The 19,961-nt window shown below is 37.2% G+C and carries 18 protein-coding genes and 1 pseudogene; 3 read left to right on the top strand and 16 right to left on the bottom strand.

Annotated features, from left to right (window positions below; translation table 11 throughout):
- Positions 1-100: 100 nt before the first annotated feature.
- The 5 genes from LMD38_RS04960 to LMD38_RS04940 form a co-directional block, all read right to left on the bottom strand.
- The gene (locus LMD38_RS04960) at positions 101-613 is read right to left on the bottom strand and encodes an adenine phosphoribosyltransferase (protein WP_000346219.1); all 513 of its coding nucleotides are present in this window, start codon (positions 611-613) and stop codon (positions 101-103) included.
- A gap of 47 nt (positions 614-660) precedes the next feature.
- Positions 661-3,000, bottom strand: coding sequence for a single-stranded-DNA-specific exonuclease RecJ (gene recJ, locus LMD38_RS04955; RefSeq protein ID WP_061184102.1), 2,340 nt, complete (start codon positions 2,998-3,000; stop codon positions 661-663).
- A gap of 101 nt (positions 3,001-3,101) precedes the next feature.
- Positions 3,102-3,995 (bottom strand): cation diffusion facilitator family transporter, encoded by an 894-nt coding sequence (locus LMD38_RS04950; protein WP_062821304.1) that lies wholly within the window; start codon positions 3,993-3,995, stop codon positions 3,102-3,104.
- A 306-nt stretch (positions 3,996-4,301) separates the two neighbouring features.
- Positions 4,302-6,566 carry a protein translocase subunit SecDF gene (gene secDF / locus LMD38_RS04945; RefSeq protein WP_016718528.1) on the bottom strand — a complete coding sequence of 755 codons (2,265 nt, stop codon included), beginning with the start codon at positions 6,564-6,566 and terminating at the stop codon, positions 4,302-4,304.
- A 270-nt stretch (positions 6,567-6,836) separates the two neighbouring features.
- A complete protein-coding gene (locus LMD38_RS04940; protein ID WP_000886980.1) occupies positions 6,837-7,121 on the bottom strand; it encodes a post-transcriptional regulator in 285 nt (94 codons plus the stop codon).
- A gap of 172 nt (positions 7,122-7,293) precedes the next feature.
- Between LMD38_RS04940 and spoVB the strand changes: the two genes are divergently transcribed.
- Positions 7,294-8,853 (top strand): stage V sporulation protein B, encoded by a 1,560-nt coding sequence (gene spoVB, locus LMD38_RS04935; RefSeq protein WP_016718529.1) that lies wholly within the window; start codon positions 7,294-7,296, stop codon positions 8,851-8,853.
- Between the two features lie 29 nt (positions 8,854-8,882).
- On the opposite strand, the gene LMD38_RS04930 is transcribed toward spoVB, so the two are convergent.
- Positions 8,883-9,530 (bottom strand): DUF421 domain-containing protein, encoded by a 648-nt coding sequence (locus LMD38_RS04930; RefSeq protein WP_000455384.1) that lies wholly within the window; start codon positions 9,528-9,530, stop codon positions 8,883-8,885.
- Between the two features lie 102 nt (positions 9,531-9,632).
- Between LMD38_RS04930 and LMD38_RS04925 the strand changes: the two genes are divergently transcribed.
- On the top strand, positions 9,633-10,016 hold the full coding sequence (locus LMD38_RS04925) for a TIGR04086 family membrane protein (RefSeq protein WP_014893502.1): 384 nt from the start codon (positions 9,633-9,635) through the stop codon (positions 10,014-10,016).
- A gap of 36 nt (positions 10,017-10,052) precedes the next feature.
- Here LMD38_RS04925 and yajC read toward each other — a convergent pair whose 3' ends face one another.
- The 7 genes from yajC to LMD38_RS04890 all read right to left on the bottom strand — a co-directional run bounded on the left by yajC (position 10,053) and on the right by LMD38_RS04890 (position 15,118).
- On the bottom strand, positions 10,053-10,313 hold the full coding sequence (yajC, locus tag LMD38_RS04920) for a preprotein translocase subunit YajC (RefSeq protein WP_001068066.1): 261 nt from the start codon (positions 10,311-10,313) through the stop codon (positions 10,053-10,055).
- Between the two features lie 27 nt (positions 10,314-10,340).
- Complete coding sequence (gene tgt / locus LMD38_RS04915; RefSeq protein WP_000125362.1) at positions 10,341-11,480, bottom strand: tRNA guanosine(34) transglycosylase Tgt; 1,140 nt, start codon at positions 11,478-11,480, stop codon at positions 10,341-10,343.
- Positions 11,481-11,492: 12 nt separating this feature from the next.
- Positions 11,493-12,545, bottom strand: a complete 1,053-nt coding sequence (queA, locus tag LMD38_RS04910) for a tRNA preQ1(34) S-adenosylmethionine ribosyltransferase-isomerase QueA (protein WP_000354028.1) — start codon at positions 12,543-12,545, stop codon at positions 11,493-11,495.
- 19 nt (positions 12,546-12,564) lie between these two features.
- The gene (locus LMD38_RS04905; RefSeq protein WP_000138162.1) at positions 12,565-12,765 is read right to left on the bottom strand and encodes a DUF2905 domain-containing protein; all 201 of its coding nucleotides are present in this window, start codon (positions 12,763-12,765) and stop codon (positions 12,565-12,567) included.
- Positions 12,762-13,763, bottom strand: coding sequence for a Holliday junction branch migration DNA helicase RuvB (ruvB, locus tag LMD38_RS04900; RefSeq protein WP_000344461.1), 1,002 nt, complete (start codon positions 13,761-13,763; stop codon positions 12,762-12,764). Before ruvB ends, LMD38_RS04905 begins: the two co-directional genes overlap by 4 nt.
- Before the next feature lie 5 nt (positions 13,764-13,768).
- Positions 13,769-14,386 carry a Holliday junction DNA helicase RuvA gene (gene ruvA / locus LMD38_RS04895; protein WP_000464508.1) on the bottom strand — a complete coding sequence of 206 codons (618 nt, stop codon included), beginning with the start codon at positions 14,384-14,386 and terminating at the stop codon, positions 13,769-13,771.
- 201 nt (positions 14,387-14,587) lie between these two features.
- Positions 14,588-15,118: a BofC C-terminal domain-containing protein gene (locus tag LMD38_RS04890; RefSeq protein WP_000871195.1), complete on the bottom strand. Its 531-nt coding sequence runs from the start codon at positions 15,116-15,118 to the stop codon at positions 14,588-14,590.
- Positions 15,119-15,550: 432 nt separating this feature from the next.
- Between LMD38_RS04890 and LMD38_RS04885 the strand changes: the two genes are divergently transcribed.
- Positions 15,551-15,994, top strand: coding sequence for a branched-chain amino acid ABC transporter substrate-binding protein (locus tag LMD38_RS04885; protein ID WP_073529878.1), 444 nt, complete (start codon positions 15,551-15,553; stop codon positions 15,992-15,994).
- A gap of 32 nt (positions 15,995-16,026) precedes the next feature.
- Here the strand turns inward: LMD38_RS04885 and LMD38_RS04880 are convergent, their stop codons facing one another.
- The 3 genes and pseudogenes from LMD38_RS04880 to nadA form a co-directional block, all read right to left on the bottom strand.
- Entirely contained in the window at positions 16,027-16,668 is a 642-nt protein-coding gene (locus tag LMD38_RS04880) for a YhcN/YlaJ family sporulation lipoprotein (protein ID WP_001093542.1), read from the bottom strand.
- Between the two features lie 1,796 nt (positions 16,669-18,464).
- Positions 18,465-18,621: pseudogene (safA, locus tag LMD38_RS28795) on the bottom strand (SafA/ExsA family spore coat assembly protein); the annotation flags it as partial.
- A gap of 225 nt (positions 18,622-18,846) precedes the next feature.
- A complete protein-coding gene (gene nadA, locus LMD38_RS04870; protein WP_061184104.1) occupies positions 18,847-19,953 on the bottom strand; it encodes a quinolinate synthase NadA in 1,107 nt (368 codons plus the stop codon).
- Positions 19,954-19,961: the final 8 nt, after the last annotated feature.

Below are 19,961 nucleotides of genomic sequence, written 5' to 3'. Positions count from 1 at the left end.
CATTTCACTATAATTTTTTGTTCAATTATACAAAAGTACCCGCTCCTCTCCAAGAGATTCACGGGTACTTTTTATCACCGTAGTTTTACCTATATAGTGATTAGTATTTTTCTAATACTAATACATCGTAACCATCTAACATTTTACGACCATCTAAGTAAGTAAGTTCTACTAAGAATGCAATTCCTGCTACAACTCCGCCTAGCTCTTCAACTAACTTAATTGTCGCTTCAATTGTTCCACCTGTAGCTAATAAGTCATCTGTAATTAATACGCGTTGACCTGGTTTAATTGCATCTTTATGGATTGTTAAAACATCTTTACCATATTCTTTACCGTAGTCAACTGTAATTACTTCACGTGGTAATTTTCCTAATTTACGAACTGGCGCAAATCCTACTTCTAATGCATAAGAAACTGGGCAACCGATAATGAAACCACGCGCTTCTGGTCCTACTACAAGATCAATGTTTCTTTCTTTTGCATACTCAACGATTGCATCTGTTGCTGCTTTGTATGCTTTACCGTCGTTCATTAACGGTGTAATGTCTTTAAACACGATACCTTCTTTCGGATAATCCGGTACAATTGCGATATGTTGCTTGAAATCCATATTTCTGAATCCTCCTCAGATCTAAAAGGTTTGTAAATACAAATCCTTTACCCTAACTGTTCTACTTCTTTATGATTACGAATCGTTTCAAACCATGTATATAGTTGCTGATATGTGCTATAAACCAATTCTTTTTCTAATTGTAAGTGGTTCATTTTCTCACGATATGTGTTCGATTCAATTAAATCACGCTTTTGTTTTTTGTCTGCCATAAAAATGACGCCATCTTTTATTGTAACAAATTCTAACTCAAAAAACACCTGTGTCATGAAATTTACTGTATCTTTTGACCAACCTTTATGTTGACATAGTTGTTCTCCATATTGTCTTAAAGAAAATGGTGATTTTTGGCTCAAGAACGAATAGTACCATTTAAAATGTTCTCTCGTTGGAACAGTACTAAATAAATGATTATTCTCTTGATAAAATAGTGTATAAATTCGCGACGGGAATCCTACTTTAAATAGCTCTCTTAATTCATCTGTCCCTTTTGGTAAATCAAGTAATACGATGTATTGATCATCTAACTCGGTCACTTCTGATGCATGCATCATATGCTCTTTATAGTCTTCTAAAGAAAATTTATTCAATACCTCTTCAGAAAAATACACCATCGTGATTTTCCCTTTCGGAAGTTCTGCTAAATTTGCTTCTACGTTACGCATACTACGCCAATCGAATAATTGCCATGCCTCTACAGCAATATCTTGTACCATTAATTGCGGCTTCTTAAAATTATTCCATTCATTGATAGACGCTTCTCCTATTACAGATACTTTTGCAACTGGAGAAATTTCTTTCGCGTACGCACCAAAACCGAATCCAATTGTATCCAATGTTGCTTGTCCATCACGAAGAGACATCTTTAAATGAGAACCATCTGATCCGATTGCACGAATACTTTCTAGCTCCGCATCTTTCACTGCAATACGTGGCTTTGGATTGCCAACACCAAATGGCGCTAACTTTTGCATATCTTCAATTGCTGCAAGTGTTACGTCCTCCACTTTGCAAAAAGCATCGACAGCTGTAATTGGAATAAAATCTTCTTCTGTTAAAATTGTATCTGCCTGTTCATTTAAACGGCGGCGTAATTCAGCTACATCATTCATATGTAGCGTCATTCCCGCTGCCATCGGATGTCCTCCGAAGTGTGGCAATAACTCTCTACAATCTGACAAGTTTGCAAACAAATCAAATCCTGCAATACTACGCGCTGAACCTTTTGCAGTTTCTTTTACAGGATCAATGCATAATACAATCGTTGGACGATAAAAACGTTCAACTAATTTAGAAGCGACAATTCCAATTACACCTGGATTCCATCCTTCTTTTGCAAGCACTAATACTTTATTGTCTTCAGGCGGGAAATTCGTTTCCACTTCAGCGATAGCTTCTTCTGTAATTTGCTTTACAATATCTTTTCGCAGTTTGTTCAGCTCATCAATTTCTTCAGCCAGCTCTTTCGCTTCTTCGGGATCCTCTGATAATAAAAGATGTACAGCCGGCGTAGCATCTTCTAAACGTCCAACTGCATTAATACGAGGCGCGATTGAGAAGCCAATACTCTCTTCTGTAATTTCACTTTGCGAAACGTTAGCAACTTTAAATAGCGCCTTTAGTCCGATATTTTTCGTCATGCGCATATGCTTTAAACCACGCTTCACTAGCAATCTATTCTCACCGTGAAGTGATACTAAATCGGCTACCGTACCAATTACTGCAATTTCTAATAAATGTTCTGGTACACGGCCCAGTAGTGCATGTGCAACTTTAAACGCAACACCTACACCAGCTAAATAGTGAAACGGATACACACCGCCATCTAATTTCGGGTGAATAATCGCAAGTGCTTCTGGCAATTCTGGTGGTGGCTCATGGTGATCTGTAATAATTAGATCTATCCCAAGTTCCTTCGCTACCTTCGCTTCATGTACAGCTGCGATACCAGTATCGACAGTAATAATGAGTGAAAATCCTGCGCTATGCGCCCAACGAAATGCTTCTTCATTCGGTCCATAACCTTCTGTAAAACGGTTTGGGATATAAAATTCTACGTCTGCACCTAATTCTTGTAAGGCAATATATAAAACAGTTGTACTACTTACTCCGTCCGCATCGTAGTCACCAAATATTAATATTTGCTCTCCATTTTGAATCGCCTTATTTACACGTTCTACCGTTCTATCCATTCCTTCTAATAAAAACGGATCATGAAATTCTTGATTTTCTGTATTTAAAAAATCTAAAATCTTATCTTCTGTATCTAGTCCTCTACCGAGGAATAACGAAACGACAAGTGGTGATAATTGTAATTTACTTGCTAATTCACTCACTCGCTCGCTATTATATTCTTTTTCTTTCCAACGCGTCTTCGGTTGTAACACGAAATCACCCCTTAACCTGTTCATTATACAAGACAGATTAAGGGGTGACAATATCATGCAAACTACGATGTAATATCTGTATACTAAAATGTTACTAATGTTTAATTTGGAGAATACGGATTTATATGTACAAATACATTTTGTACGTTATCTTGCAGCATAAGCGTTTCTTTCACACGCTTTCCAATGCGATGCCCTTCTTCTACAGTAATATATGGATCTACAGAAACTTTAATATCTACAATAACGTAATGACCATGCTCCCTTGCATATAACGAACCGATTTTTTTCACACCATCTATTTGAAGTACTGCTTCTCTAAGCGGAATAACATCTTCCTCATGAAGAACATGATCAAGCGTTGCATGAATTGCTTCTGCCCCAATACTCCATGCCATTTTTGCAACAAGAAGTGAAACAAATAATCCTGCAATTGGATCGGCATACACAAGCCAATCTAACCCGAACTTACCACCAATAATCGCTGCACAAATACCGATTAAAGCTGCAATTGAAGAAAATACATCCGAACGGTGCTCATATGCATTTGCAATAATTGCATCGCTATTTACCCTTTTCCCTAATCGAAATTTATATTGAAACATTCCTTCTTTCACAATAATCGAAAGAACAACAGCAAAAATCGTAATTCCCTTCGGCGGTTCTAGTTCCTGTGAAAAAGCTTTTATGGACGAAATCGCTATCTCGATTCCCACAATAAATAATAATACTGCAACAATAATCGCTGAAATCGATTCCGCTTTACCGTGACCATACGGATGATCTTCATCGGGCGGCTGCTTTGCTGCTCGTAATCCAAACAGTACAGCTAGCGAACCAATTACATCTGATGCAGAATGCACAGCATCCGCTAATAGCGCTTTACTGTTCCCAATATAACCAATTACCGCTTTTATGATTGCTAATATAATATTACCAACGATCCCGACAATAGCACCAAACTCGGCCTGTTTAAAACGTTCATCTTTTTCCATCATTAAAATCCCTTCTTTTCTTAACCTATCTTTTTATCCCACTTTAATGGGCAGTAAGACCCCTACCTCAAAATTCAGTGAAAGCAAAAAATTTAGGTGGGGGTCGGGCTGCCCATTAAAGTCCGATTGGTTCAACTAATAATCAGTGGGGGGGATGAAGAACCCCCCCACTGATTAAAGTTTCACTTTATTGTAACAAAAACAGCGATAACATCACCACTTTCTTCCATTTTCCATTTCAAAGTCACTATCTTATTGTATCCACAAACGAAAAAAGAGATGCCTCATAAAGAGACATCATCTTTTTTATACTTGCGGTTCAGATTCTACTTTCTCAACCTTTTTCTTGTTTTTGCCCTTTTTCAAACGACGGTTTTCAAGCATTAACCAAATTTGAGAAGCAACGAAAACAGAAGAATACGTACCTACAACTAATCCAACAAGTAACGCAAACGAGAAGTTACGTAGTGACTCACTACCGAAGATAAGCAATGCAATTACTGGGAATAGCACTGTTAGTACAGTATTAATCGAACGACCAAGCGTTTGACGAATACTTGCATTTACGATTTCTTCTAAGTCTTTTATATCACGTACTCGTTTTTTCTGTTTGTATAATTCACGGTTTCTATCAAATGTAACGATCGAGTCATTAATAGAATAACCAATGATTGTTAATACCGCAGCGATAAACGTTAAGTCTACCTCTAACTGGAAAATACTAAATATAACAATCATAACGAATGCATCATGTAATAATGCAAGTACTGCAGATAATGCATACGTAAATCGGAAACGAATACTTACGTATAAAATGATAACCGCAGAAGCAATTAATACTGCGATAAATGCATTTCGTGCAATCTCTTTCCCGATTGTTGGTGAAACTGTACTTACGTTTGGATCTGTACCATATTTATCGTGGAAGAATGTTTTTGTTTTCGCAATTTCATCTTTTGATAGAACACCTAATGTACGAACTGCGAATCCTTTATTGTCATCTCCAGTCGGTACAATATTTTCTTCCTTCACGTCAATGTTCAATTCTTTAAAATCTTTATGAACATCAGACACAGTAACTGCTTGTTTTGATTGCAAGTCGATACGTGTACCACTCGCAAAGTCAATACCAAGATTCAATTTGAAAATTGGTAAAATAATTGCACCTGCAATTACAACTACCAGCGAGAAGATAAGGAATTTATGACCGACATTTACGAAGTTAATACGATCAAATCTTGTCGGTGGATGTACTACACCTTTTGTTAATGGAATAATATCCTTTTGTTTCACACCAAAGTATCCTGGTTTTTTATCGAAGTAACGGCTCTTTACAAGTAAACTTAGTAAGAAACGAGTACCGAATACGTTCGTAATAAAACCGACTAAAATACTTACGATTAAACTTGTTGCGAACCCTTTTACAGAGCTATTACCATAAACGAATAATACACCAGCTGCTGCAAGTGTTGTAATGTTCGCATCTAAAATAGTTGCTAATGAACGATGGTTACCAGCACGGAATGCCGACATCATTGACTTACCAATTTTCAGCTCTTCTTTCAGTCTCTCGTACGTAATAATATTCGCATCAACCGCGATACCTACCCCGAGCACTAACGCCGCAATACCTGGCAACGTAAGAACTGCATGCATCCAGTTAAAGACAAGTAATGTAACGAAAATGTATAAACCTAACATAATAACCGCTACAAGTCCTGGTAAACGGTAGAATACAAGCATAAATAAGAAAATAAGAGCGATACCAATCGCACTAGCGAAAATTGTTTGCTCTAACGCTTGTTGACCAAACTTCGCTCCAACAGATGTTGAATACATTTCTTTTAAATCAACAGGAAGTGCACCTGCATTTAATAAAGATGAAAGTTGTTTCGCGCTTTCAACTGTAAAGTTTCCACCCACGATAGATACTTCAGCTTGGTTAAACACTTGGTTTACTGTTGCTGCTGATAAGAACTTCGGATTCGGTTTTGCAGATTCTGCTTTGTACGAATCTTTTCCTTCTTCAAAATCAAGCCAAATTACCATTAAATTCGTTGGTGGTGGCATTTTTGAAATTTTTTCAGTTACTTCACGGAATTTTTCAGCGCTTTTTAGTGTAAGACCTACACTCGCACGACCTTGCTCATCAAATGTTTGCTTCGCTCCGCCGCCTTTTAAATCCGTTCCATCCATAAGAAGGTTGTCATCTACATCACGGAATGTTAATTTCGCTTGTGTTGATAACATTTCACGTGCTTTTTGCTGATCTTGTACACCAGCAAGCTGTACACGAATTCGGTCTTGCCCTTCAATTTGAATGTTCGGTTCACTTACACCAAGTACATTGACACGATTTTCAAGAGCACCTACTGTACTTACAAGTGCCTCTCGGTCAATTTTATCACCTTTTTTGGCTGGTTTTACTTCATAAAGAATTTCAAAACCACCGCGAAGGTCTAGTCCTAGACTAATTCCTTTTGCTATGTCTTTTCCTGCCGCACCAATTACTCCACCGATTAATAAAACGATGAGGAAAAAGGCGGCAATTCTCGTACCACGCTTTGCCATATGTACCCTCTTTCCGCTACTAACACTTCAAATAAATCTTTTACGATTCACCTTCACACGTGTGCATACGCCTAGTTAGTAGACTTCCTTTCTATAATTTTGCTAGTTCCTCACCAGCTGTGTCGGTAAGTTTTTCACATTACCTACACTTTCATTATTTGTTTTCTCTCTTCACTACCTCCTTTATATATGATCTTAGACATAATTATTTCCTCATTATCAATACCTATCATTATACTGCAAAAGGAAGAACAAACCAATTGCAGTCGGTTATTTATTTTCATATTCATCAAATGACCAAAGCGGGGCTTGATATGCTTCAACAGTTAAATACGTCATATATTCATTAGCTGTTACTGTTAATACGTCATTAACTAATTCATACAATCTAACGTCACTGTCTATCTTCTTCCACTTTTTCACTTTAAGAAACTTCCAAATGTCATCATCTGTTACTCGGTCGTAGCCGAACATTTGGAACTCTTCTACTTTACTTTCTAAAACGACTTGTAACTGTCCGCGGTATGATTCTACCAAAGCCTCTCTATCTAACATATATAACATCTCCTTCTTATTTCAGCACGAAAAGTCGCTTTTAATCCCGCTCTAATGGACAGCAATAACTACTTTCAAGAGTACTCTCTTAAATGCTTGTCATTCTTGTCTCGTACGTGCATATAAATTATTGTAAATCATTCCACTGATTTTGAGAAGGTAGGAGAAGACCATGACGAGACAAAGCTTTTTAAAAGGCGCATTTATTTTAATGATAGCCGGCTTTATTACCAAAATTCTAGGATTTATTAATCGTATTGTAATGGCACGTATTTTAGGAGAAGAAGGCGTTGGCCTTTATATGATGGCCGTCCCTACATTTATTCTAGCAATTACATTAACACAAATCGGTCTTCCTGTCGCAATCGCAAAATTTGTAGCAGAAGCAGAAGCTGTGAATGATAAACAAAAAGTTAAAAAAATATTAACAGTATCATTAGCTGTTACATCTGTTATTAGTATCATTTTAACAATTGGAATTATGCTCCTCACACCTATTTTAGCAAAAACATTATTAACTGATGAACGAACGTACTATCCATTAATGGCCATTTTGCCTGTCGTTCCTGTTATTGCTGTTTCTTCTGTTTTACGTGGCTATTTCCAAGGGAAACAAAATATGAAACCTAGCGCTTACGCCCAAGTGATAGAACAAATTGTCCGCATTACAATTATCGCTATATGTATTCAATTATTTTTACCTTACGGCGTAGAATATGCTGCAGCTGGTGCTATGTTATCAGCCGTTCTCGGTGAAGTGGCATCGTTATTATTTTTACTCACTTTATTCCAGCGCGAAAAACATTTATCTATACGCTCGGGATTTTTCACTACTGTAAAGGAAAGCAAGGGGACATTTTATTCTCTTATGGATATTGCACTTCCAACTACAGGAAGTCGTTTAATCGGTTCCGTTTCCTATTTTTTTGAACCTATCGTCGTTATGCAAAGCTTAGCGATTGCCGGCGTTGCTGCCTCCGTCGCAACTCAGCAATACGGTATATTAAACGGGTATGCATTCCCGCTTCTTTCACTACCAGCCTTTATTACATACGCTCTTTCGACAGCACTCGTTCCATCTATTAGCGAGGCAATGGCAAAAAGACAGCATAAATTAGTAGAACACCGCTTACAACAAGCTCTTCGGATCTCACTCATTACTGGCGGGTGGTCAGTCGTTATATTATACGTATTTGCTTCTCCTGTTTTAACTCTTATGTATGGATCGGATAGTGCAACAGCGTTCATCCAGCTTCTTGCACCTTGCTTTTTATTTCATTATTTTCAAAGTCCACTTACCTCTGTTTTACAAGCTTTAAACTTAGCACGTGCGGCCATGATGAATACGTTTATTGGTGCAATCGTGAAATTAATCGTTATTTTCGTACTAGCTTCAAGGCCAGAGTTTCAAATGATGGGGGTTGCCCTTGCAATTGCAGCAAATATCGTAACGGTAACATTTCTTCATTATGCTACTGTTTTAAAGAAAATTACATTTACCATTTACGCAAAAGACTATATTTTTGGCGGACTTGCCATCGGTATCGCAGGCTCCTTCGGTTTTTACCTTCATAAGTATATAGTTTTCTCTCATTCACTTGGCATACAAACATTATGGGAAATCGCTTTAACAACACTCGTTTATATTGTGCTCCTCTTCATTTTCAAGCTCATTCGAAAAGAAGAGTTAAGTCGTCTCCCTATCATTCGAAAACTTTCATTTTTGAAGTAAATAGGCTTACTATTCCATATAGTAAGCCTCTAGTTTTCTTTCAAATCAACAAAAAATTGTCCATTTTGAAAGCTACAGTATAAAATTTGTGTTACATCGTTATAGCCTAAGTTTTTTAATTTTCCAACAAGCCACTCATCTGTATGTTCAATCATTTGCAAATGATTCGATTGAATTTCGCCATCGATAATAAGAGGAAGAGTAAACTGTAATACATCCTGCCCGCCTTTTTGTTTTTGAAAGACAGATAACTTCCCAGATGGTTCTAAAATAGCGTATTCTACATCCCGGATGTCTCCAACTCCTTGTTCCCTTAATTGCATCATTAAATCATCTATATTATAACGTTGCTTTCTCATCTTCTTTTCATCAATCTTTCCCGCATTTACAAGAATAGCCGGCTCACCTTCTATTAAATGCCGAAATCGTTGATACTTTAACGAAATAACTGACAAAATAATTTGTATACACATGAGAAAAGTCATCGGAACTAATTGGTGCCAAAGTGATTTATCGGTATTTTCAATTGCGACTACTGCCATTTCACCAAGCATAATGAATACGACTAAATCTAATACACTTAGCTCTCCAATTTCACGTTTACCCATAAGACGAAAAATAATTAAGATGATGATATACAAAAGCATCGTCCGGCCAATGATTGATACCCATTCCATTTCTACATCTCCTTTTTACGTATAGACTCCCCTATAAAAAAGAAAATAGTCTAACTTAGGCAAAAGGAAAATATGCTTGTATTAAAAAGGGGGAATGTATAAATGGATGGAACGAAAAAATTATCAACTGCAATCGGCTTCGGTATCGTTATCCTATTAATTCTCGCAACAGTTACTAGCATGATTATGGCTCTTTTATTAAAATTTACAGATATGAATGAAGGAACATTAGCTGTTACTATTTTTATACTAGCACTTTTATCTATGCTTATATCCGGGTTTACTGCCGGCAAAAAAGCACAAGGGAAAGGTTGGCTAGTAGGCTTCACAACAGGACTTACATTCACTATACTTGTTTTTCTAGTTAACTATTTAGGTTTCTCTCAAACTTTATCGAACTCACAGTTACTTTACCAATTAGCATTAATGGGTGCGAGTACACTTGGTGGCATTTTCGGTGTAAATATGTCCAAACAAAATAACTAAAAAAAGCCCTGCACATTTCATGCAGGGCCTTCCTCATTAGTTTTTCACAACTTCACGAATCGCATTACGATCGAAAGTTAAGTGTGAACCACCAGATTTAATAACGATTTTCGTCTCATCTACTGATTCGATTGTACCGTGTAAGCCACCGATTGTTACGATAGCATCACCTTTTTTTAACTCACTTTGCATTTGAGCAACTGCTTTTTGACGTTTTTGTTGCGGGCGAATTAATAAGAAATAGAAAATCGCAAACATCGCAACGATCATAACGATATTCATCATACCTGGATTCATCTTTTGTTCCTCCTTTTAAATTATGTATTAGAAGTTTTTAGCATTCGGTTTATTAAAGCCATACTGTTCAAAGAATTCTTCGCGGAAATCGCCAAGACGGTCTTCACGAATAGCTTGTCTCACCTGCTCCATTAAGTTTAACAGAAAATGAAGGTTGTGATAAGACGTTAAACGAATTCCGAACGTTTCATCACATTTCATTAAGTGACGAATGTACGCACGAGAGTAATTTTTACATGTATAGCAATCACAGTTTGGATCAAGCGGACCGAAGTCTCTTGCGAATTTCGCATTTTTGACAACTAGACGGCCTTCACTTGTCATACATGTACCATTTCGAGCGATACGAGTTGGAAGTACGCAGTCAAACATATCGATACCACGAATTGCACCATCGATTAATGAGTCAGGAGAACCTACTCCCATTAAGTAACGTGGCTTATTGTCTGGAAGAAGTGGTGTTGTAAACTCAAGTACACGGTTCATAATATCTTTCGGCTCACCTACAGATAAACCACCTACCGCGTAACCAGGGAAGTCCATTGAAACAAGGTCTTTTGCACTTTGACGGCGAAGCTCTTCAAACTCCCCACCCTGTACAATACCGAATAAACCTTGATCTTGTGGACGTTCATGCGCTTTTAAACAACGCTCTGCCCAGCGGCTTGTACGCTCTACAGACTTCTTCATATATTCAAAAGTAGCTGGGAATGGAGGACATTCATCAAATGCCATCATAATATCTGATCCTAATGCATTTTGAATTTCCATTGCTTTTTCTGGTGATAAGAATAATTTATCTCCATTTAAGTGATTACGGAAGTGAACGCCTTCCTCTTCAATACGACGGAAGTCACTTAAACTGAATACTTGGAAACCACCAGAGTCCGTTAAGATTGCACGATCCCAGTTCATAAATTTATGCAAACCGCCTGCTTCACGAATGATTTCGTGACCTGGACGTAACCATAAATGATACGTATTACTTAAAATAATGCCAGAATCCATTGCTTTTAATTCTTCTGGTGACATTGTCTTAACTGTTGCAAGTGTACCAACTGGCATAAATGTTGGTGTATCAAATGAACCGTGCGGCGTATGTACACGTCCTAAACGGGCACCTGTTTGTTTACAAGTTTTAATAAATTCATAACGAATTGCTGTCATAATTTACTCCTTTTATTTGTTTCCCATTTTAGCGTGAGAGGCAACGAACATTGCATCACCAAAGCTAAAGAAACGATATTTTTCTTTTACTGCTTCATTATAAGCATGAAGTACATTATCTCTGTTTGCAAATGCACTTACAAGCATAATTAATGTTGATTTCGGTAAATGGAAGTTTGTAATTAAACCATCAATTGCTTTAAATTCATAACCTGGGTACATGAAAATGTCTGTCCAACCAGAAGCAGCACAAAGCTTGCCGTCATGATCTGTCGCAATTGTTTCTAACGTACGAGTTGAAGTCGTACCTACCGTAATAATACGTCCACCATTCTCTTTTACACGGTTTAATAATGCCGCCGTCTCTTCAGACATATGGTAATATTCTGCGTGCATATGGTGTTCTTCAATCGTATCAGCAGAAACTGGTCTAAATGTTCCAAGCCCTACGTGAAGTGTAATGAAAGCTAACTCAACGCCTTTTTGTTTTAACTTCTCCAGTAACTCTTCTGTAAAGTGAAGTCCTGCTGTCGGCGCTGCTGCTGAACCGATTTCTTTCGCATATACTGTTTGATAGCGATCGCGATCTTCTAGCGTCTCTTTAATATATGGAGGAAGTGGCATTTCTCCAAGTTCATCTAAAATTTCATAGAAGATGCCGTCATATGAAAATTCAAGCTGACGTCCACCTTGATCTGCAGTTCCTGTGCAAGTTGCTTTTAATTTTCCTTCGCCAAAAGAGATAACAGTTCCTTCTTTTACACGTTTCGCTGGCTTAACAAGCGTCTCCCACTTATCGCCTTCTTCTTGTTTTAAAAGAAGTACTTCAATGTGTGCGCCTGTATCTTCTTTCACACCGTGCAGACGAGCAGGCATTACTTTCGTTTCATTTAAAACTAAGCAATCCCCCTCATGTAAGTAAGAAAGAATGTCCGTAAAATGTTTATGCTCAATATCGCCTGTTTCACGGTCTAACACCATTAATCTTGATGTTTCACGCTCTTCTAATGGGACTTGTGCAATAAGTTCTTCTGGTAAATGAAAATCAAACAGATTAATATCCATAACTATATCCACCTATTTCTTATTTGAATCGATTTATTATATACATAATAAAAGATAATACAATACTTAACACAATACATGTAATGATAGGAAAATAAAAGGTAACGTTTCCTTTTTTCACAAAAATATCGCCTGGAAGTCTTCCAATGAACTTCCAAGCTAAGCCAACAACGATAAGTAAGATCCCTGCTGTAATAAGCAATTTTGGCATCTCCGTCATACTTTTGGCATCTCCATTCCGAAATGCTCATATGCAAGTGGCGTTACAATTCGACCCCTTGGCGTTCGTTGTAAAAAGCCAATTTGTAATAAATACGGCTCATACACATCTTCAATCGTATGAGATTCTTCTCCAATCGTTGCCGAAACCGTTTCTAATCCAACTGGACCACCACGGAACTTCTCAATAATACCAAGCAATAATTTATGGTCAATATGATCTAGACCTAATTTATCTACTTGCAGCAATTCTAATGCCATTTGTGTAATTTCCATCGTAACCGTTCCGTTACCACGAACTTGTGCAAAATCTCGTACACGTCGTAATAAACGATTTGCAATACGAGGTGTACCACGAGCACGTCTTGCAATTTCTAGTGCGGCTAACGAGTCAATTTCAACTTCGAATACTTCTGCTGTACGTTCAACAATCTCAGAAAGCTGATCTACTGTATAATACTCTAATCTTGAAAGCACACCGAAACGGTCACGAAGCGGCGCTGATAACGCACCTGCACGCGTCGTTGCTCCAACTAATGTAAATGGCGGTAAATCTAAACGTACAGACCGTGCTGAAGGTCCTTTTCCAATTACAATATCAAGGCAAAAATCTTCCATCGCAGGATATAGTACTTCTTCAATTGATCTATGCAAACGATGAATTTCATCAATAAATAATACATCCCCTGGTTGAAGCGATGTTAATACAGCTGCTAAATCACCTGGTCTTTCAATTGCCGGTCCTGAAGTTGTTCTAACATTTACGCCCATTTCATTGGCAATAATATTCGCAAGCGTCGTTTTACCAAGACCTGGTGGTCCATATAAAAGCACGTGATCTAACGTTTCTTCACGCATTTTCGCCGCTTCAATAAACACTTCTAAATTATGTTTCGCTTTATCTTGGCCAATATACTGACGGAGCGTCTGTGGCCGTAATGAATATTCTAAATCCGCATCTTCATATGCAGATTCCCCTGAAAGGAGACGTTCGTCCATTATACTCACCTCTTACCATTTAGTAAAAGACTAAGTGCCTTTTTAATATACTGATCCGTCGTCAATGATTCTTTTAATAACTCTGGTACAACGCGAGAAACTTCTCGTTCTGCGTATCCAAGTGCGCGCAGAGCTTCCAGCGCCTCATCAAGCTCAGCTGACGAACCTTTCTTCTCATCAAAACGTTCTTCGTCTGAGAATAAATCAACAAATGCATCTGGTACAACGTCTGCTAGTTTTCCTTTTAAATCTAAAATCATTTGGCGTGCTGTTTTCTTTCCGACGCCCGGGAACTTCACTAAAAACTTCTCGTCTTCATGTTCAATCGCTTGAACGACCTGTCCTGTTTGACCAGAAGCTAAAATTGCAAGAGCGCCTTTTGGTCCAATACCAGACACACCTAACAACTTTGTAAATAATAAACGCTCTTCACGTGTTTTAAACCCGTAAAGCGCCATAATATCTTCTCTCACATAATGATATGTATAGACACGGATTTCTTGCTTACTTCTTTGAAATACATACGGATTCGGTGTGAAAATTTGATAACCAATTCCATTATGATCAATTACGACATATTCCGGTCCTACATACTCCACGTAACCTGTAACATATTCAAACAAAATACGATCTCTCCCTCTTAAATCATGTATTCCATTTTAACATATTTAATGATAGAAAAGCGAGACTGCCCCAACAAATGTTCTCTATTTGAAACTTCTGTTATTTTCCTACGAAAGCTTTCAATCCAATCGGAAAAGATATGCTAATCGATGAAATCGCAAAACAAATTTTAGATAAAAATAAATAAGAAAAAAAGCAGCTCACCATGAGCTGCTTTTTTTCTTATTTTGCACTGCATATTGTTTCATTTTTTCAATCGTCTTCACAAAACCTTCTTTTGATTTAATACGAATACCACGTTTCAATTTCGCACGCTCATAACTCTCGAGCTTTTTCATATCAATTTGAAAGAAGGAATGAATCGCATTATCGCTTTTCGGTACACCTTTGAAAATTTGTAATATCCCTTCCTCTGACACTCCAAAATAACCGCTCGTTTTTAATAACGGAGAAATATCGTCAACTTTCTTTTGTAATACGATTTGTACATCATCACGATCAACGAGCTGCCATTCTTTATACTGCTGTAAAAACTTTTCTAAGTTTGCTACTTTTTCTGTAAAGATTTCCTCACTTACTTCTCCATCAACATACATTCGCTCTAATAAAATTGTAACTTGAGGGTCTTTCTCTGTTACTTCTGGTACTGGCCCTTCCGCCTTCGCACTCGTTCCATAAACGAAACAAAACATCATAACGAAAGCTTGCATCGCAATCAGTATCCATTTCATTTCCGTTCACCTCTTTTAGGCAAGATCATACTTTCATTAGTAGTTTTTCCGGAAATGGGGGTTTTATCCATATAAATGACCGTATTACATTTCTCTCAAAAATAAAAAAATGCAGATAAAGTTTTATCCTTATCTGCACTAGCATTTGTTTTATATAAAATGAAAGACGCCTGCAAAGCAGGCGTCTTGATGCGTTTACGGCGAGAGACCAGGCGACCACATTCGCGTGTTTAGCACTTAAGCATATCTCTCGTCTTACGTAAATTAGCTCATCGCTTTGCTAATATAACATTAATAAAGTATAAGTGCAACATGTTTATAAAAATATTTTATTTCCTCTTTCATCCAAACAAATTATATGTAAATTATAAATTGATAAATGCAATATATATGTTACAATTAATATAACAGCAAAATCATCATAAACAGGAGATGGATATTGTGAAAAAAATAAAAGATGAACGTCTCATTCTGCAAACATTAAAAAATATACGTATTGCCTTTCTTTTTCAATCACTTGGTATAATTGGAATTTTAGGCTATATCGGATTCACTGAAGGACTAGATCAAATGACGAAATCTCCATTATGGCTATTATTTATTCTTACGAGTATTGTGCTTAGTTATTTACAGTTAAGCGTTTCAATTGATGTGGAAGAAAGTGAAAAAGAAATAAAGTTAACTCCTTATTACAAACTTGTTTTACGCTCTCTTATTGTAGGAATCGTTATGGCTATTATTTATATCATTTTCAGTCCAGAAAGACCTCTCTTTGAAGCTATTTTAACAGGCAGTATTCTCTTCATATGCTTTTTAGTATCTTACTCCGTTAGTTATTTTATAAAAAAGCGTCGTTTACAAGACGACGATGAATAAAGAGGAAGGGCTACCCTTCCTCTTTTGTTTTGCTATCGCACTGTACCAGTTAAACCGTAACGAATATCTCGGAACATATTTACTATGTCACGATTAAAGTCGTTTGTAACTGTACCGTTACGTAAGCGTGTACTCATTGCATCGACACGAGTAAACATGTCATTTCTTACAGAAACATATACGTTTCTGTTTCCAACTTCATTTGCAACAGCTTGACGAATTTCGTTCGCCATCGCCGTTTCATTTGTCACTGTATTACGTGGTTTTACTGCAATCGCTACATCGTTTCCATATACAACTGTAGACACGCGGTCCACGTTATTCATACGTTTCACACGATTCGTAATTCTTTCTGCAGTTTTACCATCATTGTTAATGTATGAATTGTTCATTGTAATATTACGTGTTGGATGCGGATTAGCAATTTGACCGTTGTAATTTACATCACGGTAATAGTTGTATCCTGTATCGTTACGACCATTTCTATATGTTACATAGTCTGTATAACGATCGTTACGCGTCACATTATCACGATACTGGTGAGTATCATTATAAGATGTACGCTCGTAATTGTAGTTACGTCCATCCATTGCATTGTTTTTTGGTGTACCACATGCAGCTAATGCACTAGTAACTAACAAAGAAGCAGCAATCACTTTTACTTTCGTATTCAATAGAAAAACCCCCTCTGTTAGAATGAGCTTCTCTTCTGAAAAGCTCCCTCTTATGATGAGTAACAGAGCAGGTTTTTACACTGTTAATATTTCACTGGGAACTTTCTAACATTTGATATAGCTCTTCCGTTTTCAGAACGACTTTACATACAAAAAAGGTGGGAATAATCATCCCACCTTTTTTTAAACTTCTTCTTCATCCTCTTCTTCTGAAACTGGCTCCCCAAATACATTTGGTGGATCTGGTTGATAATACATCGTTCCTGGCTGTGGTGCATATGCTGATTGAGTTGGTTGATAATATAAAGGATTCGCGTATTGCGGCCCTCCAGGTTGTGGACTATATAGCCTACTCTCTCCACCGCATCCACAATCTTCCTCTCCTTGCACAAGCGGCGGCATATTATTATCCATCGGCATCATATTTGGATTTGGCATAGACGTATACTGTGGTCCAAACGGCGCTCCTTGCTGATACGGCATACCATAGTATGGATTTTGTTGTTGATAATACGGATTCGGCGGCATCACATTCGGTGGTTGATTATTATCCATGATCGGCATCATATTTGGCATTTGATTGTTATCCATGATCGGCATCATATTCGGCATTTGATTGTTATCCATGATTGGCATCATATTTGGCATTTGGTTGTTATCCATGATCGGCATCATGTTCGGCATTTGGTTGTTATCCATGATCGGCATTATGTTTGGTATTGGGTTATTATCCATGATTGGCATTATATTTGGTGGTTGATTGTTATCCATGATTGGCATTATATTTGGTGGTTGATTGTTATCCATGATTGGCATTATATTTGGTGGTTGATTATTATCCAACATTGGCATTATGTTTGGCACTTGAATATTTGGCGGTATTACTTGCGGAATAACTACATTTTCTTTCGATACATTTGGTGACACTATATTTCCTACATTTTCTTTCTTCACTTGCGGTGACACTATGTTTCCTATATTTTCTTTCTTTACTTGCGGTGACACTATGTTTCCTATATTTTCTTTCTTTACTTGCGGTGATACTATATTTCCTACATTTTCTTTCTTTACTTGTGGTGATACTATATTTCCTACATTTTCTTTCTTCACTTGCGGTGATACTATATTCCCTACATTTTCTTTCTTTACTTGCGGTGACACTATGTTTCCTACATTTTCTTTCTTTACTTGCGGTGACACTATATTATCTTTTTTCGTTTGCGGAGAAATGATGTTATTAGGTTTCATTTTATTAATTTGAGGAGCAATTAACTCGCTTCCCTTTTTAATTACATCTGAAATTTTATATTCTTTTTTCGTTTTTATTGGTGGTTGCGGCGGTTGCGGTAACACATTTACCGAAAACTTCGTATTTTCTTTTTCCGCTGGTTTTTGTTTTTCTATAACAGGTGGTTTTTGAATAACAGACGGTTTTTCAACTGGTTTTTCCTTTTGAATTGGCTGTTCTTTTTGCACCTCTTTTTGCGGTTTCACCTGTATTTCTTTTTGCGGCTTCACTTGTATTTCCTTCTGTGGTTTTACCTGTACTTCTTTTTGTGGTTTCACTTGCATTTCCTTCTGTGGTTTCACTTGCATTTCCTTCTGTGGTTTTACTTGCACTTCTTTTTGTGTTTGTTGCATGGCAGGCTCTTGTGTAATTGGTGCTGATTGATACGTAACTTCTTCCTCGTCTTCTATTCCAAGCGGCGTTGGCGTTGCTGCAAATTCTTTTTGTTGCACTTCTTTTACGTATTGTTTTGGAGGTGCTGAACCTGCTCCAGCATGCTGTTTTACGTGTACACTGTTTGATGGTACTTTAATTTTCATACCTGGCATAATTAAATCTGGATTGCTAAGTTGTGTATTTGTTTTTTTCAACGTATCAAAATCCACTCCGTACTTTTTCGCAATTTTCCAAAGGGTATCCCCTTTTTGCACGATATGAATTTTCAAATTTTCCCCCTCCTGTATAACTTATCTATAAGTAACAAATCTCATGAAGTAACCCTTTCTAAATAACGTTAACCTCTTTTCACTTGTATCACTTCTTCGATTTTCAATATCATTAGAAGCGGAATAAGTATAAGATAATCGCAATGATTTCTTCAAAACAATGTATGCCCATTTTGTTCTCGTTATGATTATATGTACGAAAAAAAGCAACGGGAATCCGCTGCTTTACACACGCTCTAACATACGATTTAATGCAAGAACTGCCTCTTCAGTCACTTGTTTATCTACGCTAATAACGTTAATTTCTTCTCCTTTTTCTATCGTTTCAAGTGCCCATAATAAGTGCGGTAGGTCAATTCGGTTCATCGTTAAACACGGACACATAAACGGATTAAGTGAAACAATTTCTTTATCTGGATGTTGTTGAATAATTCGGTTCACTAAATTCATTTCTGTACCAATCGCCCATTTACTTCCGGATGGAGCCGCTTCAATCATATCAATAATGTATTTCGTTGAACCTGCATAATCCGAAGCAGCTACAACTTCGTAGCAACATTCTGGATGTACAATAATGTTCATGTCCGGCTGATTTTTCCGTACGTTCTCAATGTTTTTCACTGTAAAATTTTGATGAACAGAACAATGTCCTTTCCATAAAATCACTTGAATTTCTTCTATATCTCCCTCGTACTCTAATGAATCTGTATACGGATCCCATACTGCCATTTTATCTAACGGGATACCTAAGTCGTACGCTGTATTTCTTCCTAAATGTTGGTCCGGTAAAAAGACGAGACGCTCTTTTTGTGTAAACGCCCAAGATACCATTTGTTTTGCATTAGAAGAAGTTACTGTCGCTCCGCCATTACGACCGCAAAACGCTTTAATTGCAGCTGTAGAGTTTACATACGTTAACGGAATCATCGTATCTCCAAATAATTTTGTGAGCTCTTTCCACGCTCTTTCTGTTTGTTCAATATCTGCCATATCTGCCATCGAACAACCTGCACGCATATCTGGTAAGATAACGATTTGATCATCTGTCGTTAACATATCTGCTGTTTCTGCCATAAAGTGTACACCGCAAAATACAATATATTTCGCCTTTTTATTGCTCGCTGCAACTTGCGCAAGCTGAAGTGAATCTCCTGCTGCATCAGAAAATTGTACCACTTCATCTTTTTGGTAATGATGGCCTGGAATAAATAGTGTTTCCCCCATTTTTTCTTTAATTTCACGAACCCGCTTTTCCATATCTTCTGTTGACATCGTGTAATAACGCTCTGGTAACATCGTTTCAATCGGTTGTACTTTTTCTAAAATACTCATATTCCTTT

The sequence above is a fragment of the Bacillus pacificus genome (assembly GCF_020861345.1).
Taxonomy (GTDB): domain Bacteria; phylum Bacillota; class Bacilli; order Bacillales; family Bacillaceae_G; genus Bacillus_A; species Bacillus_A pacificus.
Note: the sequence above shows the minus strand (reverse complement) of the source record. Positions and strands in the feature narration are given on the sequence as shown.